Source organism: Pseudomonas sp. UMAB-08 (assembly GCF_900095225.1).
Classification (GTDB): Bacteria; Pseudomonadota; Gammaproteobacteria; order Pseudomonadales; family Pseudomonadaceae; genus Aquipseudomonas.
Genome location: NZ_LT607424.1, coordinates 85,894 through 111,813 on the forward strand (window position 1 = coordinate 85,894; position 25,920 = coordinate 111,813).

Sequence of the window (25,920 nt, forward strand, 5' to 3'; positions counted from 1 at the left end):
ACCGGATCACACCGCAATCGATGGCAACGGCCTGCCCGCCAGCAAGTCTCCACTCTGCGCCTGCTCGGTCGCCAGCCAGTCGACGAATTGCTGCACCAGTTGCACTCGCCGTTTTCGCTGGGGCAGTACGACGTAATAACCGTGGGCCGAGATGGCGGTGGCGGCGATGGGGCGACAGAGCAGCCCTTGCTCCAGCAGCGCGTCGACCAGATGCCGCCAACCGATGGCCACGCCCTGACCGGCAATTGCAGCCTGGATCAGCAGGGTGTAATTGTCGAAGCGCAATTGGCCGGGGGCAGGTGCCTGCTGAATATTCAGCGCACGGAACACGCCGTTCCAGTCGAACCAGTTGCTGCTGCCTTCGCCGCGCAAGTGCAGCAGCGGAAGCTCCAGTAGCGCTTCCGTGGGCAAGGGCAAAGAACGCCCAACAAGCAATTGCGGGCTGCACACCGGGAACACTTCTTCGCTGAACAACCAACGGCTTTCGCCCTGCTTGAAACGCCCATCGCCGAACAACACCGCGACGTCGACATCGGCGCGCAACATGTTGTAACTACGCTCACTGGTGACCAGGCTGACGTCCACGTCCGGATTGGCCTGGTGAAACCGATGCAGACGCGGCATCAACCAATAGGCGGCAAACGCAAAGTCAGTGGCGACCTGCAGCACCTCATGTTGGCGCTGGGCGGTGACGGCATTGAGCCCGCCGTCGATGGACTGCAACCCGGCTTGCACATAACCGAACAGCACCTCGCCCGCCTCTGTCAGCTCGATGCCCCGGTAGATGCGGTCGAACAGCCGGGTCGCAAGCTGCTCTTCCAGGCGTTTTATTTGCTGGCTGACGGCTGGCTGCGTGGTGCCCAGCTCGACAGCTGCCGCCGTAAAGCTGCGCAGCCTCGCGGCGGCTTCAAAAGCACGCAGCAGATCCAGTGAAAGATCACCAAGAGCGTCATACATAAGCTGAGCTTATCCTAGGTATTGTTTTGCATGGGCTTTACCGCTAAACCTGTGGGTCGCATCCTCAAGCGCAGCACTCTCGCATAAATATCCACTATGGAATGCCGCGAATACATGAAGCGCAAGAACATTCTTTTCATCATGGCCGATCAAATGGCCGCGCCGATGTTGCCGTTTTACGCCTCATCTCCTATCAAAATGCCCAATCTGAGCCGCCTCGCCGCCGAAGGCGTGGTGTTCGATGCTGCCTATTGCAACAGTCCGCTGTGCGCGCCCTCGCGTTTCACCCTGGTCAGCGGCCAACTGCCGAGCAAGATCGGTGCCTATGACAACGCCGCTGATTTCCCGGCCGATGTACCGACCTACGCCCATTACCTGCGCCGTCTCGGCTACAAGACCGCGCTGTCCGGCAAGATGCACTTTTGCGGGCCGGACCAGTTACACGGCTACGAAGAACGCCTGACCAGCGACATTTACCCGGCTGACTACGGCTGGTCAGTGAACTGGGATGAGCCAGATGTGCGGCCGAGTTGGTATCACAACATGGCGTCGGTGCTGCAAGCCGGTCCCTGCGTGCGCACCAATCAGCTGGATTTCGACGAAGAGGTGGTGTTCAAGGCCCAGCAATATTTGTTCGATCACATCCGCGAAGAGGGCGATCAGCCGTTCTGCCTGACCGTGTCCATGACCCACCCTCACGACCCGTACACCATCCCGAAAACCTTCTGGGACATGTACCGCGACGAAGATATTCCGCTGCCGCGACCGCATGCCGATCAAGCCGGGCAAGACCCGCATTCGCAACGCCTGCTCAAGATCTACGACCTGTGGGACAAGCCGCTGCCTGTGGATAAGATTCGCGATGCGCGCCGCGCCTATTTCGGGGCGTGCAGCTACATCGACAGCAACGTCGGCAAGCTCCTGCAAACCCTCGAAGACACCGGCCTGGCCGACGACACCATCATCGTGTTCTCGGGCGATCACGGCGACATGCTGGGCGAGCGCGGCCTCTGGTACAAAATGCACTGGTTCGAGATGTCAGCCCGTGTGCCGCTGCTGGTCTACGCGCCTGGGCAGTTCAAGGCGGGTCGGGTCAGCGCTGCGGTGTCCACCGCCGATTTACTGCCGACCTTCGTTGCGCTGGCCGAGGGCGAACTGGAAGCCGGTTTGCCGTTGGACGGGCGTTCACTGGTCCCACATTTGCGGGGTGAACCGGGGCACGACGAAGTGTTTGGCGAATACATGGCCGAAGGCACGACCAGCCCGTTGATGATGATTCGACGCGGCGCCTATAAATTCATCTATTCGGAACAGGACCCGTGCCTGCTGTTCGATGTGAACAATGATCCACAAGAACGCGAAGAGCTGAGCCAGTCACCGGCTCATCAGCAACTGTTCGCTGATTTTCTGGCCGAAGCACGGGCCAAATGGGACATACCGGCGATACACCACCAGGTGCTCGCCAGCCAGCGTCGGCGGCGCTTTGTCGCGCAGTCGCTGGCTATCGGCAAGCTGAAGAGCTGGGATCACCAGCCGCTGGTAGACGCCAGTCAGCAATACATGCGTAACCACATCGACCTTGACGATCTGGAACGCAAAGCACGTTATCCACAACCCTAACCCTGCCAAGACTAAAAAACCAAAGGGGCACATTCATGATGAAGTTATCCACAACACTTGCGGTCGGTTTCATGGCATTGGGTAGCGTTTCCGCTTATGCCGAGCAGAGTTGCAGCACGGTAAAGATGGCAGATCCGGGCTGGAGCGATATCGCCGCGACCAACGCTATCGCTGGCGTCTTGCTGGACGGCATGGGCTACAAGGCCAAGGTCGACACGCTGGCGGTACCGATTGCATACGGTGGGCTCAAGGATGGCCAGGTGGATGTCTTCCTCGGCAACTGGATGCCTGCGCAACAAGGCTTTTACGACAAGTTCGTGGCCAATGGCGATGTCACGCAGTTGGCCAAGAACCTGGATGGCACCGAATTCACCCTCGCCGTGCCGGACTATGTCTGGGACGCGGGTGTGCATAACTTTGCCGACCTGAACACATTCGCCGACAAGTTCGGCAAGAAGCTATACGGCATCGGCTCCGGCGCACCGGCCAACCTTTCGCTGCAAACGATCATCAAAAAGAACGAGTTCGATCTGGGCCAGTGGAAGCTGGTTGAGTCCAGTGAACAGGCAATGCTGGCTGAAGTCAGTCGCAACGTGAAGAAACAAAGCTTCGTGGTGTTCCTCGGCTGGACCCCGCACCCGATGAACGTGCAGCTGAAAATGCACTACCTCAAAGGTGGCGAGGCTTATTTCGGCGACACCGGCAGCGTCTATACCCTGACCCGCAAGGGCTACAGCCAGGCCTGCCCGAACGTAGGCAAGTTGCTGACCAACCTGAGCTTCACCCAGGAAATGGAGAACAGCATCATGGCCGAAGTGGTTAACAAGAAAATCACCAACACTGAAGCGGCCAAAGCCTGGATCAAAGCCAACCCGGCAGTCCTGGATAAATGGCTCGACGGGGTGAAAACCATCGACGAGAAGGATGCACTGGCGGCCGTGAAAGCCACGCTTTAACGCCCTTTGGGCTTATCACGGGCTAGCGCGCTTCTACAGTAGATCGCATTCCCCTGTAGAAGCGCGCAGCGGTCACCTTCGCTTGCACCCTTATCGCTAAAACCTCACCCTTACGCCTCTGCAAAATTACCGAGAGATTCATGGGTTGGCTCAATCGCCACACATTCTTACCGTTTCTCGAATGGCTACCCCGGCAGACCCGCGCCAGCGTCGGTCGTGATGCCGTGGTGGGGCTGAGCGGAGCGATTCTGGCGCTGCCGCAATCCATTGCTTATGCGTTGATCGCCGGCTTGCCGCCTGAGTACGGTCTGTACGCGGCCATCGTTCCGGTGCTGATCGCCTGCCTGTGGGGCTCGTCGTGGCATCTGATCTGCGGACCCACTGCGGCGATCTCTATCGTGCTGTACGCCAGCATCAGTCCCATGGCGGTGCCGGCCAGTCAGGACTACATCACCCTGATCCTGTTGCTGACCTTTCTCGCCGGGATCTTTCAATGGCTGCTGGGGCTGCTGCGCTTTGGCGCGGTGGTGAACTTCGTTTCACATTCGGTGGTGCTGGGCTTTACCTTGGGCGCCGCCGTGGTGATTGCGTTGGGGCAACTGCCTAATTTATTCGGCCTTGAACTCAGCGGCCAGACCACCGCGCTTCGAAGCCTGATGACGTTGCTTGAGCATCGGGGCGAGATCGACCACGCATCGTTGACTCTAGGCGCCATAACCCTGGCCCTGGGCGCATTCCTGAAATACCTGGTGCCTCGTTGGCCGACGCTGCTGATCACCCTGGTGGCCGGGAGTGTGTTGGTCTGGCTGTGGCCCGCGATGTTCGGTCACGTCAAGTTGGTCAGCGCCTTCGTTGGGCATTTGCCGCCGTTCAGTGCATTGCCGCTGGACCTGGAGCTGGCTCTGAAACTCCTGCCCAGTGCCGTGGCCGTAGGCATGCTCGGGCTGGTCACCAGCTTGTCGATTGCCCGCTCGCTGTCCGCACGCTCGCAACAATTGCTTAACGCCAATCAGGAGCTGCGCGCCCAAGGCCTGTCCAACATGGTGGGCGCCTTGTTCTCGGGCTATCTGTCCTCCGGCTCCTTTACCCGATCAGGCCTGAGTTACGAAGGCGGTGCTCGCTCACCATTGGCCGGGGTGTTTTCGGCGCTGTGGGTGGCGTTGTTCGCGGTGGCTGGGGCGTCGTTGATCGCACACATCCCGATCCCGAGCATGGCGGCATCGATCCTGTTGATCTGCTGGGGATTGGTCGATCATCGCGGCATTCGCGCACTGTTCCGCGTCAGCCATCCCGAGTTCCTGGTGATGGCGCTGACCTGCCTGGCGACCCTGCTGCTGGAACTGCAAACAGCGATTTACGCGGGCGTGCTGGCGTCGCTGTTCTTCTACCTCAAGCGCACCTCACAGCCACGGGTCCAGCAGTGGCGCGATGGCGACGACGATATCCTCCGCGTCGGCGGCTCGATCTTTTTCGGCGCCAGCCATTACCTGCAAGTCATTCTGCAACGCAGCAAGGGGGCGCGCGTGGTGATCGATGCGCAACACATCAACTTCATCGATTATTCAGGTGTCGAAATGCTCCACCAGGAAGCCCGCCGCCTGCGTACCCAAGGCCGCAGCCTGACCCTCAGGCGCGCCCGGCCCCAAGTGATCGAGGAGCTGCGCAAGCTCGAAGGGCCAGAGAAATGCCCGATTCTATTCGAGGATTAACGGTGACCGGGCGAGCGCCCAGGCATCAGGCGCTGGCCAGCTGCCGTCGTAATTCAGCCAACACCGGTGCGGTGTCCGGACGAACGCCGCGCCATAGATAGAACGCTTCCGCAGCCTGCTCGGCGAGCATGCCCAGACCGTCCAGCACGTGGGCCGCACCGTGCTCGGTGGCCCAGCGGCAGAATGGCGTCGGCTCTTTGCCGTACATCATGTCGTAGCAGACGGTATGACCCGGCAGAATAAGGCTTGGCGAAATCGGCGGCAGTTCACCCGCGAGGCTGGCGGAAGTGGCATTGATGATCAGGTCTACCGGCTCCGCCAACCAACTGAAGCCTGCGGCGGACACGGGCCCCAGATCGGCGAATTGATGGGCCAGCAACTCGGCTTTTTCCACGGTGCGATTGGCGATCACCACCGCCAGCGGCTTTTCAGCCAACAGCGGCTCCAGCGCACCCCGTACCGCACCGCCCGCGCCGAGCAGAAGGATGCGTTTGCCCTGCAGGCTGACACCGGCGTTCACCTTCAGATCCCGCACCAATCCCGCGCCATCGGTGTTATCGCCGAGCAGTCGACCATCGGCACCCTTGCGCAACGTATTCACGGCACCCGCACGTTGTGCGCGCTCGGTCAGGCTGTCGGCCAGGCGAAAGGCCTGCTCCTTGAACGGCACAGTGATGTTGGCGCCCTGCCCGTGTTCAAAGAACGCCTGAGCGCAACCGATGAAATCGTCCAGCGGCGCCAACAAGGCGCTGTAATCCAGCTGCTGACCGGTCTGCTCGGCGAACAGACGATGGATCAACGGCGATTTGCTGTGGCCGATGGGGTTACCGAAAACGACGTAGCGGTCCATGAGGGTTCCTGAATGCGGATGTGTCTGCTGATCGTCTTCGCGTTTGACCCGGTATCAGGCCTGCGCCAACCAATCGCGATCCTGCAAAAAATACTCGGTCAGACGGGCTTCTTCGGTGCCTGGCTCGGCTTTCCAGTCGTAGCCCCAGCGCACGTGCGGCGGCAGTGACATGAGGATCGACTCGGTACGCCCGCCCGATTGCAGGCCGAACAGTGTGCCACGGTCGTAGACCAGATTGAACTCGACGTAACGGCCGCGACGAAACTCCTGAAACTCCCGCTGTTGCGCGGTGTACGCCGTGGCCTTGCGGCGCTGAACGATCGGCAGATAGGCCTCGATGTACGCATCGCCAATCGCGCGCAGGAAGGCGAAGCTGGTGTCGAAATCCCACTCGTTCAGGTCATCGAAAAACAAGCCGCCAACGCCGCGTGGCTCATTGCGGTGTTTGATATGGAAGTAGGTGTCGCACCACGCCTTGTAGCGCGGATAGATATCGGCGCCGAACGGCGCACAGGCCTGCTCGGCAACACGGTGCCAATGCACGCAGTCTTCTTCTACCGCGTAATACGGCGTCAGGTCGAAACCGCCGCCGAACCACCAGACCGGCTCTTCGCCTTCTTTTTCAGCGATGAAAAAACGCACGTTGGCGTGTGAAGTCGGTACATGCGGGTTGTGCGGGTGGATCACCAGCGACACACCCAATGCTTCAAAACCACGCCCTGCGAGCTCGGGCCGATGGGCGCTGGCTGACGGTGGCAGGCCGGTGCCGAATACGTGGGAGAAGTTAACCCCACCTTTTTCGATCACTCCGCCATTTTCGATGACTCGGGTACGCCCACCGCCGCCAGCCGGGCGAGTCCAGGCATCTTCGACGAAGCGGGCGCTGCCGTCTTCGGCTTCCAATGCGTTGCAAATCCGGTCTTGCAGGTCAAGCAGGTAGGCTTTAACGGCCTCGGTGCGGGTAGTCATCGGGTCACCTTGAAACATCACTGAGCCACTGGGGTTACGGGGGAGTGGCAAATCGGCGCGTAGCATACCACCGGCGTTATGGCCGCCGCAGTTGACGAGGATCAAGGGAGAGAGCCCGATGGCTCTTTTCGTAGTAGTCTTTTTCCGTATTTTTTGTTTCCACTCATCACCGGAGATGAACAGATGGCAAAGCGTATCCAATTCAGCACCGTGGGTGGCCCTGAAGTCCTTGAGTATGTGGACTTCGAACCTGCGGAACCGGGCCCACAGCAGGTCTGCGTGCGCAATAAGGCGATTGGCCTCAATTTCATCGACACCTATTTCCGCAGCGGTCTGTATCCAGCGCCATCCATGCCGTCAGGCCTGGGGACTGAGGGCGCGGGTGTGGTTGAAGCGGTCGGCAGCGACGTCAGCCAGTTCAAGGTAGGCGACCGCGTGGCATACGGCGTTGGTCCACTGGGGGCGTACAGTGACGTGCACGTGATTCCTGCCGCGAATCTGGTGAAGTTGCCGGAGTCGATCAGCTTCGAAGACGCCGCCGCAGTGATGCTTAAAGGCCTGACCGTGCAATACCTGCTGCGCCAGACGTATGCGGTGAAGAGTGGTGAAACGGTGCTGTTCCATGCCGCCGCTGGCGGCGTCGGTTCGCTGGCCTGCCAATGGGCCAAGGCCTTGGGTGTGAAGCTGATCGGGACTGTCAGTTCGCCGGAAAAAGCCGCTCATGCCAAGGCACTCGGCGCATGGGCGACCATCGATTACAGCAAAGAAGACGTGGTCAAACGGGTTCTGGAATTAACCGACGGCAAAAAATGCCCAGTGGTATACGACGGCGTGGGGCAAGACACGTGGCTGACGTCGCTCGATTGCGTGGCGCCACGCGGTTTGCTGGTCAGCTTCGGCAACGCATCAGGGCCGGTGGCCGGGGTTAACCTGGGAATCCTCGCGCAGAAAGGCTCGTTGTACGTCACTCGTCCGACACTGGCCACTTACGCCAACCCCGAAAACCTGCAACACATGGCCGACGAGCTGTTCGCGATGCTTACCAGCGGCAAGGTCAAGGTGGGTGACGTCCAGCGCTACGCTTTGAAAGACGCAGCCAAGGCGCAAACCGAGCTCAGCGCCCGGCGCACCACAGGCTCGACGATTCTGATTCCATAAGCCTAAAACCCTAGCCTGGGCGAACGGTCTCGCCGGTCACCAGGTCACGGATCAGACTGGGGTGCTTGCGCCCGCCCAGCAGGCCGCCGAGCACCCAGTCGATGTCCCCGCGAAAATACTGCTCAACCCGAATACGCGTCCGGGCAGCCGGGCGCCCGAGCGGGTTGGCGGACGTCGAGATCAACGGTCCAACCAGCGAACAGAGTTCACGCACCTGCGGGTGATCGCTGACGCGCAATGCCACCGTGTCGTGAATACCAGTGATCCACTCGGGCAGCAGGTTCTGATGCGGCACCAGCCAGGTATTGGGACCTGGCCAAGTGCTGGCCATACGGTCGATCCAGATTTCAGGGAAGTCCTCCATGAGGAAGTCGAACTGGCGGATGTTGTCGGCCACCAGAATCAGGCCTTTGTCCACAGGACGGGATTTGATTGCCAGCAACCGATACACCGCCTCTTCATTCCATGGATCGCAGCCCAGCCCCCATACCGCCTCGGTCGGGTAGGCAATTACCGCACCGGCTCGAATTTCTCGTGCGGCTTGCTGCACACGCCAACTGCTGACCATTGTTCTCTCTCCGGGTAAACGCTACGGGCAGTTTAACCTCAGCGCGCACGGCCAAACCATCGTCCTGCCTCACTGCTGATGCGCCCCTCCAGCTCGAGCTCAGTCAATGCAGCCAATACTTTTGGCAACGGCCAGCCGCTGGACAGTGCCAACCCTTCGCTGGTGTGGGGCGCTGCATGTAACAAATCAAGCAGGGGATGGCTGGCAGCGGTTGTTGTCGGCAAGGGCGCGACAAAGGCGGCCGCAGGGCTGGCAATGTTCTGCCAGCCACGCAGGGCTTCAAGAATGTGTTCGACGGTTTCGACCAGCACCGCACCGTCACGAATCAGTTGGTGACACCCGCGGGCGCCGGGGTGATGAATAGAGCCTGGAATCGCGTACACCTCGCGGCCCTGTTCTGCCGCCAGGCGTGCCGTGATCAACGAACCGCTGGCGACGCTGGCCTCGACCACCAACACACCCAGTGACAATCCACTGATGATTCGATTGCGTCGCGGGAAGTTGCTCGCCTGCGGCCCGGCGTCCAGAGGGAACTCGGAAACCACGGCACTGCCCTGGGCACTCATGGTCGCTGCCAGCTGACGATGGCGCTGTGGATAAAAATTTTCGATGCCCGTGCCCAAGACGCCAATTGTCTGCCCGCCAACGTCCAAAGCACCTTGATGCGCGGCGCCATCGATGCCCAATGCGAGGCCGCTGGTGATGACAAAACCAGCGCCCGCCAAGCTTCGGGCGAAGGCTGTGGCCGTGTCCAGTCCAGGCTTCGAAGCGCGTCGACTGCCGACCATTCCCAGCTGCGGACGCTCAAGAATGCTCGGGTCACCGGCCACAAACAGCAATGGCGGTGCATCGGCAATTTCAGCCAGCAGTGCAGGGTAGGTGGGGTCGTCCCACATCAGTAAATGCTGGCCGGGACGCTCAAGCCAGGCCAAAGCGACACTGGCGCCATCGCGGACTTCCGGGCTGCGCCGGGCTTCGGCGCTGGCGCTTGGCAAGCCCAAGGCACGCCAGGCGCTGGCAGGAGCGCTGAGTGCGGCCGAGGCCGAACCAAAGGCATTGATTAGCTTATGAAAGCGTTTGGGCCCCACCTCCGGCAGACGATGCACGCGTAGGCGCGCTTCAAGTTCGGCAGGTGAGGAAGCAGCAGTATCGAACAGCGGCATAGATCTTCCTTGATCTGTAGCGCCCCGTTAACAGCCCGGACAACCTGTGGATAACTCTGTTAGTAACTATTTGATAAGTTCATGCCCGGTGGACAAACATGACCCTATTTCGACACATAGCTTTACGGGTTCCGCACCTTGTCCATGACCGCTAAAGAACGCGTGGCATTGAGTACCAAACCATAGCTGAGCTTTTCATAAGTGCGAAAAACCATCACCAATCCCGCGCGCTCATCCGGGACCTTCACTTGCTCACCCGTCACCCGATCACGGACAACTTCGCCGGTCTTGTAGATGGCCAGCACATTGCCTTCGGCCAGCCCATCGCTTTTGCCCCGATCCAGCGTCACCACATCGAGCTCACCGATCTGGGTCACTCCGCGCGGCACATCGATGATCAGGCCGTTAACCTCGGTTTGAGGCGAGCTGGGCATGAACGTCGAGTTGATCGGCCGCTCTTCGCTGATGAATAGCCGGTCGCCAAGGCGCACTTCCTGGGTCGAACGCTGCAACACCAGGGTCGCGACATCGCCTTCATGGGCAACGATTTCACCGCCACCGATGTCATCGGCGTTAATCCCGAGAAACTGCCCGGTCAACGGGTCCGTGTAGGTTTTGCCCTGACGGAAAATGTTATAGACGGTGTGCTCAGGGTCTAATTTTCCACGCGCGTAGATCCGGTCACCCATGCCGCTGAGCACGCGTTCAGCGTTACCGGCGACAATGTACGGGGCTTTCTGGAAGTCGGCGGGGTCATCGATGATGCGGTTGTTGAGCAGAAAACTATTGATCGCGGCCAGCGGAATGCTTGGGATCGCTTCGGCCATCGGCGTGGTACGAATCCGGGGCGACAGCTTGATGGTGCCACGTGAAGCGCCACGGTTGAGCACCATCTGCGGCTGGCCATCGACATACACCAGGGACAATAAGTCGCCCGGATAGATCAGGTCAGGGTTGGCGATCTGCGGATTGGCCTTCCAGATTTCCTTCCACTTCCATGGCTCGCGCAGAAATTTGCCGGAAATGTCCCAAAGCGTGTCACCTTGGACGACGGTGTAATTCTGTGGATGTCCTTCCCTGAGCTGCACTTGCGCCTGACAAAGGCCGGTAGAGGCCAACAACAGCAGGGCGAGTAGTGATTTCCTCATGCGGTGAATCCCTTTATCATGTGGCTTCGCGTGAAACACTAAGAGCCCCGGAGGCTCAGGTTTTGCAAGGTTGCCAGCTCTAACCGACGAAACCTGGCAGCTGATTTTGGACTTTACCCTACAAGTGCAGCTCTAACGTATATGGCTATTTTAAACATCCTCGAATTTCCCGATTCGCGCCTGCGCACCATCGCCAAACCTGTGGCAGTGGTAGACGACGGCATTCGCCAGTTGGTCGACGACATGTTTGAAACCATGTACGAAGCGCCAGGTATTGGTTTGGCCGCGACTCAGGTCAACGTACACAAGCGTGTCGTGGTCATGGACCTCAGCGAAGATCGTAGCGATCCACGGGTGTTCATCAACCCCGAGTTCGACATCCTGACCGACGAGGTGGAGCAGTATCAAGAAGGCTGCCTCTCAGTGCCAGGCTTCTATGAAAACGTCGACCGCCCACAGAAAGTCAAAATCAGGGCTCTGGACCGGGACGGTCAGCCCTACGAGCTGATCGCAGAGGGTTTGCTGGCGGTGTGTGTCCAGCATGAGTGCGATCACCTGAACGGTAAATTGTTCGTCGATTACCTGTCCACCCTCAAGCGCGACAGGATCAAGAAGAAGCTGGAAAAGCTGCACAAGCAGAACGCCTGACACCACTCAAATCCTTCAATCTGTAGGCGCTGACTTGTCTGCGAACCAGGCAACGCGGTCCATCAGCCACACCGGGTTGCGGCCTTCGCGGGCAAGCCCGCTCCTACACGTCTGTGTATTTCCTTTATCGAGAAGCCCATGACTGAGCCACTGCGCATCGTCTTCGCCGGCACCCCGGAATTTGCCGCCGAACACCTCAAGGCTTTGCTCGCCAGCCCCCATCAAGTGATTGCGGTCTACACCCAGCCTGATCGCCCGGCTGGCCGTGGGCAAAAGCTGATGCCGAGCCCGGTCAAACAGCTGGCTGAACAACACGGTATCGCTGTATTGCAACCGCCAACCCTGCGTGATGCTGGCGCTCAAGCTGAACTGGCCGCGCTCAAGCCCGACGTGCTGGTGGTGGTCGCCTACGGCCTGATCCTGCCGCAAGTGGTGCTCGACATTCCACGCCTGGGCTGTATCAACAGTCACGCTTCGCTGCTGCCACGCTGGCGCGGTGCCGCACCGATTCAGCGTGCGATAGAAGCTGGCGACGCCGAGAGCGGCGTGACCGTAATGCGCATGGAAGCAGGCCTGGACACCGGGCCAATGCTGCTTAAAGTCACGACCCCGATCACTGCCGAAGACACCGGTGGCAGCCTGCATGACCGGCTCGCCGAGCTCGGCCCACCCGCGGTGATTCAAGCCATCGCCGGGCTGGCCGATGGCACGTTGCAGGGTGAAGTCCAGGACGACACCCTGGCGACCTACGCTCACAAGCTGAACAAAGACGAAGCGCGCGTCGACTGGAGCCGTCCGGCTATTGAGCTGGAACGTCTGGTGCGTGCGTTCAATCCTTGGCCGATCTGCCACAGCACGCTCAATGGCGAAGCCCTGAAAGTGCTGGCAGCCAGTCTCGACGACGGGCAGGGCGCACCGGGTGAAATCCTCGGCGCCAGCAAGGACGGCTTGATTGTCGCCTGTGGCCAACAGGCCTTGCGCCTGACGCGCCTACAATTGCCGGGGGGCAAAGCGCTGAACTTCGCGGACCTGTTCAACAGCCGTCGTGAGAAATTCGCTGTCGGCACGGTGCTGGGTGTCATTGCGCCCGAGCAGACGGTGCACGGCCAATGAACCCGCGTCTCGCTGCCGCCAAAGCATTGGCCGCCGTCCTCAACGGCAAAGCCTCGCTGAACAGTTCGCTGCCCACCCAGCTGGACAAAGTCGAGGCCCGTGATCGCGGTTTGACTCAAGACCTGGCCTTCGGCACCGCTCGTTGGCAGCCACGGCTGTCCGCACTGGCGGCAAAACTCCTGCAAAAGCCCTTCAAAAGCGTCGATGCCGATGTCGAGGCATTGTTGTTGGTCGGCCTCTATCAGTTGCTCTACACGCGCATCCCGGCCCACGCCGCCATCGGCGAAACAGTCGGGTGCGCCGACAAGCTGAAAAAGCCTTGGGCCAAGGCGCTGCTGAATGCCGTACTGCGTCGCGCCCAACGGGAAAGCGAAGCACTCCTGGCCGAGCTGGAACATGACCCCGTGGTCCGCACTGCGCACCCACGCTGGCTGCAAAAGGCGTTGAAGGCGTATTGGCCAGAGCAGTGGGAAGCGATCTGCGCGGCCAACAATGCCCATCCGCCGATGATCCTGCGGGTCAATCGCCGTCACCACGGCCGCGATACGTACCTGCAGATGCTGCAAAATGTCGGGATCGAAGCCCGCGCCTGTGTCTTCAGCCAGGACGGTATTGTGTTGAACGAACCGTGTGATGTCCGCAACCTGCCCGGTTTCGCCGAAGGCTGGATCAGCGTGCAGGACGAAGCCGCGCAATTGGCTGCCGACCTACTGGAATTGGTCCCCGGCCAACGCGTACTCGACGCATGCTGCGCCCCTGGCGGCAAAACCTGCCATCTGCTGGAAGTACAGCCATTGCTCGCGGGCGTGGTCGCGGTGGATCTGGAGGCCAAACGCCTGGTCCGCGTTCGGGAAAACCTGGACCGCCTGGGCCTGAACGCCGAGCTGATCGCTGCCGATGCCCGTGACACTGGCCAATGGTGGGACCGTAAACAGTTCCAACGCATCCTGCTCGATGCGCCGTGTTCGGCCACGGGCGTGATCCGTCGCCACCCGGATATCAAGCTCACGCGTCAGGCTGACGACATTCCCGCGCTCGCCACGCTCCAGGGCGAATTGCTCGACGCACTGTGGCCGACGCTGGAAGTCGGCGGCATCCTGCTGTACGCCACCTGCTCGACGCTGCCGATGGAAAACACCGAAGTGATCGAGGCATTCCTGGCTCGCACACCCGGCGCGCGCGAACTGGACATCGCCGGTCAGCTCGGGCAACAGCCGCCCGGCCTGAAACAACCGCACGGTCGCCAGTTGCTCGCCCAGGAAGGCGGCCACGATGGCTTCTACTATGCCAAGCTGATCAAGATCGCCGCCGCACACGGCTAAATCCGCATTGTAGGAGCGCGCTTGCCGCGCTAACTCGTTTCAAGGAGTGAACGATGAAAATCATCATCCTCGGCGCAGGACAGGTCGGCGGTACGCTGGCTGAACATTTGGCCGGTGAAGCGAATGACATCACCGTGGTCGACACCGATGCCGATCGCTTGCGCGATCTGGGTGATCGCCTTGATATCCGTACCGTTCAGGGCCGCGGTTCGTTCCCTACGGTGCTGCGCCAGGCCGGCGCGGATGATGCCGATATGTTGGTGGCGGTGACCAACAGCGACGAGACCAACATGCTCGCCTGTCAGGTCGCTTACACCCTGTTCAAGACCCCGACCAAAATCGCCCGCGTGCGTGAAGCGGCCTACCTGACCCGCGCCGGTCTGTTCAATAACGACGCGATCCCCGTGGACGTGCTGATCAGTCCGGAACAGGTGGTGACCAACTACATCAAGCGCTTGATCGAATACCCCGGCGCGCTGCAAGTGATCGACTTTGCTGGCGGCAAGGCCCAGCTGGTGGCGGTCAAGGCCTACTACGGCGGGCCGCTGGTCGGCCAACAGCTGCGTCAGTTGCGCGAACACATGCCTAACGTCGATACCCGGGTTGCTGCAATTTTCCGCCGTGACCGGCCGATAGCCCCCCAAGGCGACACCGTCATTGAAGTGGATGACGAGGTGTTCTTCATCGCGGCCAAAGCAAACATCCGCGCCGTCATGAGCGAGATGCGCCGCCTGGATGAAAGCTACAAACGCATCGTCATCGCGGGCGGCGGGCATATTGGTGAACGGCTGGCCGAAGCCATCGAAAGTCGCTATCAGGTCAAAATCATCGAGATGAACCCGGCCCGCTGCCGTTACCTTTCGGAAACCCTGGACAACACCGTGGTCCTGCTGGGCAGCGCGTCGGACCGGGATTTACTGCTGGAAGAAAACATCGCCGAAGTCGATCTGTTCCTGGCGCTGACCAACGATGACGAGGCCAATATCATGTCCTCGCTGTTGGCCAAACGCCTCGGCGCACGCAAAGTGATGACCATCATCAACAACCCGGCGTATGTGGATCTGGTGCAGGGCGGCGAGATCGATATCGCGATCAGCCCGCAACTGGCGACCATCGGCACCTTGCTGACTCACGTTCGCCGTGGCGACATAGTCAGCGTGCATTCATTGCGTCGTGGGGCAGCCGAAGCCATTGAAGCCGTCGCCCATGGTGATGCCAGGTCGAGCAAGGTCATCGGTCGCGCCATCCGTGACATCACACTGCCGCCAGGGACCACCATCGGCGCAATCATTCGCGCCGAAGAAGTACTGATCGCCCACGACATCACGGTGATCAAGTCCGGCGACCATGTGATTCTGTTCCTTGTGGATAAAAAATATATCCGCGACGTAGAGCGGCTGTTCCAGGTTGGCTTGAGCTTTTTTTAATCAGCGGTACCGATCAATTGGAGGGGACCGGTACGGGACACTCCCATGATCGAATCACTGAAAACAGGCTCACCCCGGCTGTGGATAACTTCAATTGCAGCAGTTATCCACAGCTGACAGCCTTCAATACCAGCGCTTTTCGCCCGGTGGACGCTTTTTGAAACGCTTCATCGTCCACATGTATTGGCTCGGATAAGCCCGCACGTACTTCTCGACAACCTGACTCATGGCCGCCGCCGACGTTTGCGTGTCGGTGCTGTACATCGCCTCGGGTGCCGCTTCGAGGATCACCTTGTAACCGGAACCATCGGTCAGGCGGATCGCATGCAGGAAAACGCCCACTGCCTTGCCTCCGGCCAACATGTTGGGCACGAACTTGCTGGTCAACGCCTGGGTCGCGCAGAAGGGCACGAACAGACCTGCAGACTCAGCGGGCTCGGGATCGGCCGGAATACCCACTGAGCCGCCTTTGCGCACTTCCTTGATAACGCTGAGGATGCCTTCTTTGGTAGAGGCCGCCACGCGATTGCCCAGTTGCACACGCTGCTTGCGCAGCAGATCGTCCACCGCCTTGAGTTTCGGCGGCCGGTAAAAAATGATCGGTTTGCACTGGCTGCAATAGAAGTGGTTAAGCACTTCCCAGTTGCCCAAGTGGCTGGTGATGCCAACCACGCCCTTGCCCGAAGCCAGCGCGGCTTCCAGCACTTCAAGCCCTTCGACTTCACGCACCAGATCGATTGATTTCTGGGCGGGCCAGATCCAGGCACAGGCGCTTTCGGTGAACGTCTTGCCGATGTCCATCAGGCTGCGGCCCACCAGGCGCTCGCGTTCGGCAGCGTCCAGTTCAGGGAAACATTTAGACAGGTTGATGCGCGCTATTTCGCGCGAGCGGTTGGGCAGTTTCCACATCAGCCAGCCGATGGACGTACCGACCCACTGCACCACTCGCCATGGCAACAGGGCAAATAGCCGCAAAAGCCCGACCAAAAGGGCGCCTTTGAACTTATCCACAGATCACTCCCGAATTCGCAAGGTCGCTATTGTAACCATCAGCGGCTCAAGACGGCGTATCGATCACACTCAAGGGTGTGATCCATGACCATGCCTGCGGCCTGCATGAAGGCGTAGCAAATCGTGGGTCCGACGAACGTGAAGCCTGCTTTTTTCAGGGCTTTGCTCATCGCTTCAGCCTCAGGAGTGACAGCCGGGACCTGGCTGCGACCCTCGAAATGATTGATTTTTGGCTGCCCGCCCACAAACGACCAAAGCCATTCCACCGGGTCTTCCAGGGCCTGCCAGGCCTGGGCATTACGCCGTGCGGCATTGAGTTTGAGGCGGTTACGAATGATGCCGGCGTCGAGCATCAGCGCTTCGATTTCAGCGTCGCTCATCTGCGCCACGCGCTGCACATCGAAGCCGAACAAGACTTCACGATAGCGCGCGCGTTTCTTTAAAATCGTGATCCAGGACAGGCCGGCCTGGAACCCTTCGAGCAATAACAACTCGAAGAGTTTCTGCGCATCGCGCAACGGCACGCCCCACTCTTGATCGTGATAAGCGATGTACAGCGGATCTTCGTTGCACCAAAAGCAGCGTGGCATAAGGCTCCAAGGGTGGAGGTGCGGCCGAATCGGGTATACTCCCGCTCTTTAAATCGCAGCCCCAGCACAGGTGAATTTCGTGAGCCAGCCTACGCCAGCCGTGCGTACCTTCCAAGACTTGATCCTCGCCCTTCAACAATACTGGGCCGAGCAAGGTTGTGTGGTGCTTCAGCCCTACGATATGGAAGTCGGCGCCGGCACATTCCATACCGCTACGTTTCTGCGCGCCATCGGCCCGGAAACCTGGAACGCCGCTTATGTGCAGCCCAGCCGACGCCCGACTGATGGCCGCTACGGCGAAAACCCGAACCGCTTGCAGCATTACTACCAATTCCAGGTGGTATTGAAGCCTAACCCGGACAACTTCCAGGAGCTGTACCTCGGCTCCCTCAAGCACGTTGGCCTTGATCCGCTCGTGCATGACATTCGTTTCGTCGAAGACAACTGGGAGTCGCCAACGCTTGGCGCCTGGGGTCTGGGATGGGAAGTCTGGCTGAACGGCATGGAAGTCACCCAGTTCACCTACTTCCAGCAAGCAGGCGGCATTGAGTGCTACCCGGTGACCGGTGAAATCACCTACGGCCTGGAACGCCTGGCCATGTACCTGCAAGGCGTGGATTCGGTCTATGACCTGGTCTGGACCGACGGCCCGTTCGGCAAAGTGACCTACGGCGATGTGTTCCACCAGAACGAGGTGGAGCAATCGACTTACAATTTCGAACACGCCAACGTTGAAAAACTGTTTGAGCTGTTTGATTTCTATGAGAGCGAAGCCAGTCGCCTGATTGAGCTCCAGTTGCCATTGCCAAGCTACGAAATGGTCCTCAAGGCCTCGCACACCTTCAACCTGCTGGATGCACGTCGGGCGATTTCGGTCACCGCGCGTCAGCAGTACATCCTGCGGGTACGGACGTTGGCCCGTTCGGTAGCGCAGAGCTATCTGCAAGCCCGAGCCAAGCTTGGCTTCCCGATGGCACCCCCCGATTTACGTGATGAAGTGTTGGCTAAGCTGGAGGCTGCACAATGAGTGCTCAAGATTTCCTGGTTGAATTGGGCACCGAAGAACTGCCACCCAAAGCCCTTGGCGCCCTGGGTGACGCGTTCCTCGCGGGCATCGAAAAAGGCTTGCAGGCCGCGGGTCTCAGCTACAGCGCCAAGCAGGTCTACGCCGCGCCGCGCCGCCTGGCCGTGCTGATCACTCAACTGGCGACGCAACAAGCAGATCGCAGCGTCAACCTCGACGGTCCGCCACGCCAGGCGGCATTCGATGCTGAAGGCAATCCGACTCAAGCCGCGCTGGGCTTCGCCAAGAAGTGCGGCGTAGAGCTGAGCGAGATCGATCAGAGCGGGCCGAAGTTGCGATTCAGTCAGAACATCGTCGGCAAGCCGACGATGAGCCTGCTGCCAACCATCGTTGAAGACTCCCTGAACGATCTGCCGATCCCCAAGCGCATGCGCTGGGGTGCGCGCAAAGAAGAATTCGTGCGTCCAACCCAATGGCTGGTCATGCTGTTTGGCGATCAGGTGGTCGATTGCACCATCCTCGCTCAGACCGCAGGCCGTGACTCCCGTGGTCACCGCTTCCATCACCCGGAAAGCGTGCGCATCACCTCGCCTGCCAACTACCTGCAAGACCTGCGTGGCGCCCACGTATTGGCTGACTTCGCCGAACGTCGCGAACTGATCAGCAAGCGCGTCGACGAGCTGGCAACGCTGCAGGAAGGCACCGCGATTGTGCCGCCAAGCCTGCTCGATGAAGTCACCGCGCTGGTCGAATGGCCTGTGCCGCTGGTGTGCTCGTTCGAAGAACGCTTCCTCGACGTGCCGCAAGAAGCGCTGATCATTACCATGCAGGACAACCAGAAGTATTTCTGCCTGCTGGATGCCGACGGTAAGTTGCTGCCACGCTTCATCACCGTGGCCAACATCGAGAGCAAAGACCCGGCGCAAATCATTTCCGGCAACGAAAAAGTGGTTCGTCCACGGTTGACCGACGCCGAGTTCTTCTTCAAGCAAGACAAGAAGCAGAAGCTGGAAACCTTCAACCTGCGCCTGCAAAACGTAGTGTTCCAGGCCCAGTTGGGCAGTGTTTTCGATAAAGCCGAGCGCGTATCAAAACTGGCCGCCTTCATTGCCCCACGCATTGGTGGCGATGCCAAGCGTGCCGCGCGTGCAGGCCTGCTGTCCAAGTGCGATCTGGCGACCGAAATGGTCGGCGAATTCCCGGAAATGCAGGGTGTTGCCGGTTATTACTACGCCCTGGCCGACGGCGAGCCTGAAGACGTCGCACTGGCACTGAACGAGCAATACATGCCTCGTGGTGCTGGCGCCGAACTGCCAACCACCCTGACCGGTGCGGCCGTCGCCATGGCCGACAAGCTCGACACGCTGGTCGGCATCTTCGGTATCGGCATGTTGCCCACCGGCAGCAAAGACCCGTATGCACTGCGCCGCGCTGCGTTGGGCGTGCTGCGGATCCTGATCGACAAGAAGCTGGACCTCGATCTGGTGCAGACCGTAGCCTTCGCCGTGGCTCAGTTCGGTGCGAAGATCAAACCTGCCGGCCTGGCCGAACAAGTGCTGGAGTTCATCTTCGACCGCCTGCGTGCGCGTTACGAAGATGAAGGTGTCGAAGTCGCTACGTATCTGTCGGTACGGGCGCTGCAACCGGCTTCAGCCCTTGATTTCGATCAGCGGGTTCAAGCGGTTCAGGCCTTCCGCAAACTGCCGGAAGCTTCTGCCTTGGCTGCAGTGAACAAGCGTGTGTCGAACCTGTTGAGCAAAGCGCAGGGCAACATCGCCAGCACCGTCGAACCTAAATACTTCGATAACGCGCACGAGTTTTCGTTGTACTCGGCGATTCAGCAAGCGGACCAAGCGGTGCAACCGATGGCCGCAACGCGTCAGTACAGTGAAGCACTGGCACGTTTGGCTGCGTTGCGCGAGCCAGTCGATGCGTTCTTCGAAGCCGTGATGGTCAATGCTGAAGATGCCAGCGTACGTGCCAACCGCTATGCCTTGCTGGCTCGCTTACGCGGCCTGTTCCTGGGCGTTGCCGACATTTCGCTGCTGGGATGACGTTGAAGGGGCAAGGCTTGAAGCTGCTGATTCTGGACCGGGACGGGGTGATCAATCATGACTCCGACGCTTACATCAAGTCGGTGGAGGAGTGGATTCCCCTCCCGGGCTCGGTCGAGGCTATTGCACGCCTGAGCAAGGCCGGCTGGACGGTGGCCGTCGCCACTAACCAGTCCGGCATTGCCCGCGGGTTTTACGATGTCGCCACACTCGAAGCCATGCATGCGCGCTTGCGCGATCTGGTGGCAGAGCAGGGTGGTGAAGTCGGCCTGATCGTTTTTTGTCCACACGGCCCGGATGAAGGCTGCGATTGCCGCAAACCAAAACCGGGCATGCTCAAAACGATTGCCGATCATTACGCGGTAGATCTGGCGGGCATCTGGTTTGTTGGCGATAGTAAGGGTGACTTGGAGGCGGCGCTGGCCGTCGACTCTCAGCCAGTTTTGGTAAAGACCGGCAAAGGTCTCAAAACAATGGGTAACCCTTTGCCCGCAGGCACTCTGGTTTTTGACGATCTGGCGGCGGTTGCCGCAGAACTTATCCACACTTGTAAATAGACGGGCATCGCCCGCAACGGTAAAAGCTCCTATGTCGATCATGCAGGCAATCAGAACCTTCTTCTTTTACCTGCTGTTGTGCACCACTTCTCTTCTGTGGTGCACACTGAGTTTCTTTGTCGCCCCGTTTTTACCTTTCCGCGCCCGCTACCGTTTTATCAACGTGTACTGGTGCCGCTGTGCGTTGTGGCTGACGCGGGTGTTCTTGAACATTCATGTCGAAGTAAAAGGTCAGGAAAATATCCCGCTAGAGCCTTGTGTGATTCTGTCCAATCACCAGAGCACCTGGGAAACCTTCTTCCTCTCGGCGCACTTCGAACCTTTGAGCCAGGTGCTCAAGCGTGAGCTGTTGTACGTCCCGTTCTTCGGTTGGGCGATGGCGATGCTTCGGCCGATTGCGATCAACCGTGACAATCCCAAAGCAGCACTCAAGCATGTCGCCAAAAGAGGCCATGAACTGCTCAAGGATGGCGTCTGGGTGTTAATCTTCCCGGAAGGTACGCGCGTTCCTTTTGGGCAGATTGGCAAATTCTCCCGAGGCGGCACAGCGTTGGCCGTGAATGCAAACCTGCCGGTTCTGCCCATTGCGCACAACGCAGGCAAGTACTGGCCAAAAGAAGGTTGGGCGAAAAAGCCGGGCACCATTGAGTTAGTTATTGGCGAACCGATGTACGCCGAGGGCACAGGCCCACGCGCCATTGCAGCGCTTAATGACCGGGTCGCGGCCTGGAATGAAGCAACGCAACGCGCCATGGGCTCAGTGGTTGCACCAGCACCGAGCGAAGAAAATGCGGTTGTTTAGGATCTGTGGATAACCTGTGCACCATTTTTTCGATTCTTTAAATAAATCGCGCCAACTCGTTAATTTATATACTTATTTCTTAAGCTGATTAATGAGCAAAAAAAGTGCATAAGTTTTCAGGATTGTGACGAAGCCGGCCCATGAGGCCGGCTTTTTTATGGTCGATTACATCGCGCCTGACTCAGGCTATCCCCGTTGGGGTGAAGTAATGGCTGTTCAAAAAGCATCTGTTTATTTTTTACAGACAGTCAAACAATTGACTTTATTCTGCTGCTATTTTTGTTGTTGGCGGTAATTTGACAAGCCCATTGCTTAGTGTATGGTTTCTTTGAGTTCAGCCAATAACATCAAAAATAGTGCGGTTTTTCAGCCGCTCATCTCGGGCGCAGAGACCGCTGGAACCGGATAACCGCGTTTTACCTTGGGTTGCAGAGGGAAGGGATATGAGTACGTTAGGTGAACTGGCGTGGATTTTCCTGATTTTTATCTTGAGATCTTCATGCCGTTCATTTTTTGATCGTTATCACCAACCGAGTAATTATTTTTACGACAGAGGCATTGAGTAAGTAGTGCGACTAATGCGCACCTTTCGGGCTCTTTGGGAGCGGCTGAAGGAGCACCCGCTGTCGCGAATCGGGCCCGGGCTCATTACCGGTGTGGCGGACGACGACCCGAGTGGTATTGCTACGTACTCCCAGGCTGGCGCGCAATTTGGCCTTGATATGCTATGGACGATGCCACTGGCCTATCCTTTGATGGCCGCCATTCAATCGATGTGCGCGAACATCGGCCGAGTCACAGGGAAAGGACTCGCTGCCAATATCAAGGATGCGTTCCCGCCGATCGTGCTTCCGTGCGTTTTGTGTCTACTGCTCGTGGCCAACACCCTGAATATTGCCGCAGATGTCGCTGCCATGGGGGAGGTTGCAGAGTTGGTCTCTGGCATCAACCGGCATCTCATGACCGCTTTTTTTGTGTCAGCGACTATCCTGTTGCAGCTGTTCATCCCTTATCACCGTTACGTCTTCATCCTGAAGTGGCTGACGGTCTCACTACTGGCCTACGCCGCCGTATTGTTTACGGTTCATGTTCCCTGGGGACAGGTCGCAACACACACTTTCTGGCCAAAAATAACCCTGGACTCAAGCACCGCCGCCATGGTCGTCGGGGTTTTCGGCACGACCATTAGTCCATACCTTTTTTTCTGGCAAGCCTCAGAAGAAATCGAAGACATGGAAGCGCACCCAAGCAGCAAGCCACTCCTGTGCGATGCACCTTCCGCCGGACCGGAGCTCCGGCGCATCCAGTGGGACACCTGGAGCGGCATGCTCTACTCCAACGTCACGGCCTACTTCATCATTCTTGCGACCGCCGTAACGCTCCACGTGTCTGGCGTTACCGATATCAACACGGCAGCACAAGCAGCAAGTGCTCTGCGACCGCTCGCCGGTGACTTTGCCTACATGCTCTTCGCTCTCGGCATTCTTGGTGTGGGCATGATCGGCGTGCCTGTGTTGGCCGGCTCTGGAGCCTATGCTCTTTCCGAAGCAATGGGCTGGAGGAAAGGCCTCGAACGAAAAGTGAATGATGCGCGTGGGTTCTACGCCATCATCTCCGTCAGCGTACTTGCCGGACTCGGCATCCAGTATTCGCCAATCAGTCCAATGAAAGCGCTGTTCTGGAGCGCTGTCATCAACGGTCTGGTCGCCGTGCCCCTGATGGTTGTCATCATCATTCTGGTTTCGAAGAAATCTGTAATGGGCGCCTTTACAGCAAGTCGACCTCTGCTCGTCCTTGGCTGGATAGCGACGGCAGTCATGGGAGCGGCAGCCATTGGGATGTTCATCCCTGGTTAAATTTTCGTTATAAAAAAAGCCAACGCTAAGCGTTGGCTTTTTTATCAGCAGAGTGGCCTTGTCGATGGGCATATTAAGTGTCATGGCTACCCTAGGTAAAATCAGGGTTCCACGTGGAACATGGGCACCATAAATGTCGCATTTGAGCCACGATAAGTGTCGTACTGCGGTTATTTGACCATATTAAATGTCGTTTCCGGAACCAGCATCCTCACCGTATGAAGGAGCTTGCTGGCTGCATCCAAAATCGAAATCCAAAGGGACCGACTGTGCTGCTAGAGCAAGTCCATAGTGGCTAGAGAGTCAGCCATTCGGTACCCCATCGCTTTGTACCCCGCCTGCCGCTTATCCCACATCCTCATCAACGCGACATTACCCGCGTCAACGAAGTCGATCACTCGCACGTCGGCCTTATCGGCATGCGCTCGATGCAATCGGCCTGCGTATTGCTGAAGAATTCCTTTCCAAGAGATAGGCATTGCCAACACCAATGTGTCCAATGCTGGATGATCGAAGCCTTCATCAACTAGCTTCCCAGTTGCAACGAGGACGCGTGGAGAATCAGGCGGCAGTGAGTCAAGCTCGTGAATCCGGGAGATTCGCTGCTTTTTTAGCACACGCCCATGAAGTGTAAAAAGGTTATGCACGCGCCCCTTCAATTCAGCCTCAAGAGCATCCACATGTTCAGTACGCTCAGTCAGCACCAAAATCTTCCTACCTTGGCTAAAGGTTAGCTCAACCTCGGAGACAATTTTGGCTGTGCGCTCGATATCGTCAGCCAGGCATCGAAACACGTCCTGAATTCCTGAGTCGTCGGGGACGACAATAGGCTTGGAATGTAATCGAGGTACTACAGACAAATCATGAGGGGCACTTGCCGGTCGAGCAGCAGAGTGCCGGATCGGTCCGCATTGCATAAAGATGATAGGTTGCTGCCCATCACGCCGCACCGGAGTTGCTGTAAGTCCCACCACATATCGCGCGGATGCGCTCCTCAGTAACCCCTCGAACGAAACCGCGGACACGTGATGGCACTCATCTACGATGATCTAGCCGTAGTTTTTCACCGTATCGCTGACCTCACCTTTTCGCGATAGAGACTGCATTACAGTGATATCGATGACACCTGTAGGTTTTGCCTTTCCACCACCGATAGTGCCCACGACTTCATTACCGACACTTAAAAATGCCTGCAAACGCTCTTGCCATTGCCGTAGCAGCTCAGTCCCATAAAGCACTCAAATACGCTTGGCGCAGTCAACCGCTAGCGGTAGAGCGCAGAGCTAGCGGGCCGTTTAAAACTCAAGCGCCTAGTGCTATCTTCAGCAGAGGCACAACGATTGAAAGACGTCGATTGAATGAGATCCGATCCGAGCCGTCGAGGATACTGATCGCGGCGAGCATGCCAATAATTGCACTGGGACAAGCACATGCCAACCGCCTTGCTTAGTTCAAAGGGTCGAATCACGATACCAAGCGCCGTACGACGTTCGCTAGGCTTGAATCCTGGTGACGTCATTGAATTCACCGATACGGGTAACGGGCGATTTGTCCTCTCGATCCAAACAGGCCACTCGAACGAACTCAAAGGATTGGTCCGCAGAAAACAGCTGCCGGTCAGTGTCGAGGAGATGAACGCTGCGATTGTCGATGCCGCTAAGGCTCGTAACGACCGTACCTGATCCGGCACCGCAAGCGGCTGCCCACTTCCCCGCACATGCGACCGCCATAGCTTCCTGCCACTGCTATAGATCAGCCTCGTGTCGAAAAGTCTGAAGGCCATTCGACAACCATTGACACGCACAGCATCGAACGCATGCGACGTGATCACCATTGAAAGTCCGTGCGGACTTCCACTAGTCCACGTAGTCCTGATCAGGCAGCCCTGTGGCTCTTTCAACCATCCATTTATTACCTGCATAGTAGCGCGGGGCGCTGGTGACGAGCAAAACGAGCGATTGGTTTTCCTAAGGTGCGTCAGCCGGACGACCGGGTATTTCCATGGCGGTGAGACAATAAACAACGATCAATCGCTTCCAATGCATTCGACAACTCATTGCGCAGCGATGAAAGCGTAATGGCAACCGCGACTTCGTCACGGGAGCACATACACAGGAAGCTCACCAACACCCGGTCTGAATGCTGAATCAAACGGGCAAGATATTCTCCCCTGGGGCCGCATGTCCCACTCAACCAATTTTTCGCTGTGCGCTCATTCGCATCCGTCCATTTCATCAGTGTCTTCACGGCCTGATGCGTTGTACCTAGCTCCTCTTTTAACGCCGCCGCCAACCCAGACGCGTAAGCCTGCCGACTTGGAAAAGTATTGCCCTTTTTAGGAAACATTTTTCCCTCCTTGATCCTCTATGGTTGGTATGACACATCGTTCGCTTGAGTAGCTAGTAGAATGGGTACGCC

General features: G+C 58.4%; 23 protein-coding genes and 1 pseudogene. 14 read left to right on the plus strand and 10 right to left on the minus strand.

Annotated features, from left to right (window positions below; translation table 11 throughout):
- Positions 1-6: 6 nt before the first annotated feature.
- Positions 7-957 (minus strand): choline sulfate utilization transcriptional regulator, encoded by a 951-nt coding sequence (locus K0F75_RS18115; RefSeq protein WP_219063338.1) that lies wholly within the window; start codon positions 955-957, stop codon positions 7-9.
- A gap of 114 nt (positions 958-1,071) precedes the next feature.
- Here K0F75_RS18115 and betC point away from each other — a divergent pair, with 114 nt between their 5' ends.
- The 3 genes from betC (at position 1,072) to K0F75_RS18130 (ending at position 5,242) form a co-directional block, all read left to right on the plus strand.
- Positions 1,072-2,577, plus strand: a complete 1,506-nt coding sequence (gene betC / locus K0F75_RS18120) for a choline-sulfatase (protein WP_219063339.1) — start codon at positions 1,072-1,074, stop codon at positions 2,575-2,577.
- Between the two features lie 35 nt (positions 2,578-2,612).
- Positions 2,613-3,533 carry a choline ABC transporter substrate-binding protein gene (gene choX, locus K0F75_RS18125; protein ID WP_219063340.1) on the plus strand — a complete coding sequence of 307 codons (921 nt, stop codon included), beginning with the start codon at positions 2,613-2,615 and terminating at the stop codon, positions 3,531-3,533.
- Between the two features lie 140 nt (positions 3,534-3,673).
- On the plus strand, positions 3,674-5,242 hold the full coding sequence (locus K0F75_RS18130; protein ID WP_219063341.1) for a SulP family inorganic anion transporter: 1,569 nt from the start codon (positions 3,674-3,676) through the stop codon (positions 5,240-5,242).
- Positions 5,243-5,267: 25 nt separating this feature from the next.
- Here the strand turns inward: K0F75_RS18130 and aroE are convergent, their stop codons facing one another.
- Complete coding sequence (gene aroE, locus K0F75_RS18135; RefSeq protein ID WP_219063342.1) at positions 5,268-6,092, minus strand: shikimate dehydrogenase; 825 nt, start codon at positions 6,090-6,092, stop codon at positions 5,268-5,270.
- A 54-nt stretch (positions 6,093-6,146) separates the two neighbouring features.
- Positions 6,147-7,061, minus strand: coding sequence for an oxygen-dependent coproporphyrinogen oxidase (gene hemF, locus K0F75_RS18140; RefSeq protein WP_219063343.1), 915 nt, complete (start codon positions 7,059-7,061; stop codon positions 6,147-6,149).
- Between the two features lie 183 nt (positions 7,062-7,244).
- On the opposite strand from hemF, the gene K0F75_RS18145 reads away from it, so the two are divergent.
- The gene (locus K0F75_RS18145) at positions 7,245-8,219 is read left to right on the plus strand and encodes an NADPH:quinone reductase (protein ID WP_219063344.1); all 975 of its coding nucleotides are present in this window, start codon (positions 7,245-7,247) and stop codon (positions 8,217-8,219) included.
- Positions 8,220-8,229: 10 nt separating this feature from the next.
- Here the strand turns inward: K0F75_RS18145 and K0F75_RS18150 are convergent, their stop codons facing one another.
- From K0F75_RS18150 to K0F75_RS18160, 3 genes are all read right to left on the minus strand, one after another.
- Complete coding sequence (locus K0F75_RS18150; RefSeq protein ID WP_219063345.1) at positions 8,230-8,787, minus strand: L-threonylcarbamoyladenylate synthase; 558 nt, start codon at positions 8,785-8,787, stop codon at positions 8,230-8,232.
- Between the two features lie 38 nt (positions 8,788-8,825).
- Positions 8,826-9,950: a DNA-processing protein DprA gene (dprA, locus tag K0F75_RS18155; RefSeq protein ID WP_219063346.1), complete on the minus strand. Its 1,125-nt coding sequence runs from the start codon at positions 9,948-9,950 to the stop codon at positions 8,826-8,828.
- A gap of 122 nt (positions 9,951-10,072) precedes the next feature.
- A complete protein-coding gene (locus K0F75_RS18160; protein WP_219063347.1) occupies positions 10,073-11,098 on the minus strand; it encodes a LysM peptidoglycan-binding domain-containing protein in 1,026 nt (341 codons plus the stop codon).
- A 141-nt stretch (positions 11,099-11,239) separates the two neighbouring features.
- On the opposite strand from K0F75_RS18160, the gene def reads away from it, so the two are divergent.
- The 4 genes from def (at position 11,240) to trkA (ending at position 15,608) form a co-directional block, all read left to right on the plus strand.
- On the plus strand, positions 11,240-11,746 hold the full coding sequence (def, locus tag K0F75_RS18165; protein WP_219063348.1) for a peptide deformylase: 507 nt from the start codon (positions 11,240-11,242) through the stop codon (positions 11,744-11,746).
- 138 nt (positions 11,747-11,884) lie between these two features.
- The gene (fmt, locus tag K0F75_RS18170) at positions 11,885-12,859 is read left to right on the plus strand and encodes a methionyl-tRNA formyltransferase (RefSeq protein WP_219063349.1); all 975 of its coding nucleotides are present in this window, start codon (positions 11,885-11,887) and stop codon (positions 12,857-12,859) included.
- Entirely contained in the window at positions 12,856-14,181 is a 1,326-nt protein-coding gene (gene rsmB / locus K0F75_RS18175; protein WP_219063350.1) for a 16S rRNA (cytosine(967)-C(5))-methyltransferase RsmB, read from the plus strand. Before fmt ends, rsmB begins: the two co-directional genes overlap by 4 nt.
- Before the next feature lie 53 nt (positions 14,182-14,234).
- The gene (gene trkA / locus K0F75_RS18180; RefSeq protein WP_219063351.1) at positions 14,235-15,608 is read left to right on the plus strand and encodes a Trk system potassium transporter TrkA; all 1,374 of its coding nucleotides are present in this window, start codon (positions 14,235-14,237) and stop codon (positions 15,606-15,608) included.
- Positions 15,609-15,731: 123 nt separating this feature from the next.
- Here the strand turns inward: trkA and K0F75_RS18185 are convergent, their stop codons facing one another.
- Together K0F75_RS18185 and K0F75_RS18190 are read right to left on the minus strand one after the other, a co-directional pair.
- Complete coding sequence (locus K0F75_RS18185) at positions 15,732-16,619, minus strand: lysophospholipid acyltransferase (RefSeq protein ID WP_219063352.1); 888 nt, start codon at positions 16,617-16,619, stop codon at positions 15,732-15,734.
- Positions 16,620-16,657: 38 nt separating this feature from the next.
- Positions 16,658-17,209, minus strand: coding sequence for a DNA-3-methyladenine glycosylase I (locus tag K0F75_RS18190; RefSeq protein ID WP_219063353.1), 552 nt, complete (start codon positions 17,207-17,209; stop codon positions 16,658-16,660).
- A gap of 79 nt (positions 17,210-17,288) precedes the next feature.
- Between K0F75_RS18190 and glyQ the strand changes: the two genes are divergently transcribed.
- The 5 genes from glyQ (at position 17,289) to K0F75_RS18215 (ending at position 23,502) form a co-directional block, all read left to right on the plus strand.
- Positions 17,289-18,236: a glycine--tRNA ligase subunit alpha gene (gene glyQ / locus K0F75_RS18195; RefSeq protein ID WP_219063354.1), complete on the plus strand. Its 948-nt coding sequence runs from the start codon at positions 17,289-17,291 to the stop codon at positions 18,234-18,236.
- Complete coding sequence (glyS, locus tag K0F75_RS18200) at positions 18,233-20,287, plus strand: glycine--tRNA ligase subunit beta (RefSeq protein WP_219063355.1); 2,055 nt, start codon at positions 18,233-18,235, stop codon at positions 20,285-20,287. Before glyQ ends, glyS begins: the two co-directional genes overlap by 4 nt.
- A complete protein-coding gene (gene gmhB, locus K0F75_RS18205; protein WP_219063356.1) occupies positions 20,284-20,844 on the plus strand; it encodes a D-glycero-beta-D-manno-heptose 1,7-bisphosphate 7-phosphatase in 561 nt (186 codons plus the stop codon). The genes glyS and gmhB overlap by 4 nt, the downstream gene beginning before the upstream one ends.
- Positions 20,845-20,875: 31 nt before the next feature.
- Entirely contained in the window at positions 20,876-21,646 is a 771-nt protein-coding gene (locus K0F75_RS18210) for a 1-acyl-sn-glycerol-3-phosphate acyltransferase (protein WP_219063357.1), read from the plus strand.
- A 578-nt stretch (positions 21,647-22,224) separates the two neighbouring features.
- Positions 22,225-23,502: an NRAMP family divalent metal transporter gene (locus K0F75_RS18215; protein WP_219063358.1), complete on the plus strand. Its 1,278-nt coding sequence runs from the start codon at positions 22,225-22,227 to the stop codon at positions 23,500-23,502.
- A 275-nt stretch (positions 23,503-23,777) separates the two neighbouring features.
- Here K0F75_RS18215 and K0F75_RS18220 read toward each other — a convergent pair.
- Positions 23,778-24,740, minus strand: a pseudogene (locus tag K0F75_RS18220) (DEAD/DEAH box helicase); the annotation flags it as partial.
- 192 nt (positions 24,741-24,932) lie between these two features.
- Here K0F75_RS18220 and K0F75_RS18225 point away from each other — a divergent pair.
- Positions 24,933-25,184 carry an AbrB/MazE/SpoVT family DNA-binding domain-containing protein gene (locus K0F75_RS18225; RefSeq protein ID WP_219063359.1) on the plus strand — a complete coding sequence of 84 codons (252 nt, stop codon included), beginning with the start codon at positions 24,933-24,935 and terminating at the stop codon, positions 25,182-25,184.
- Positions 25,185-25,479: 295 nt separating this feature from the next.
- On the opposite strand, the gene K0F75_RS18230 is transcribed toward K0F75_RS18225, so the two are convergent.
- The gene (locus tag K0F75_RS18230) at positions 25,480-25,848 is read right to left on the minus strand and encodes a hypothetical protein (RefSeq protein ID WP_219063360.1); all 369 of its coding nucleotides are present in this window, start codon (positions 25,846-25,848) and stop codon (positions 25,480-25,482) included.
- Positions 25,849-25,920: the final 72 nt, after the last annotated feature.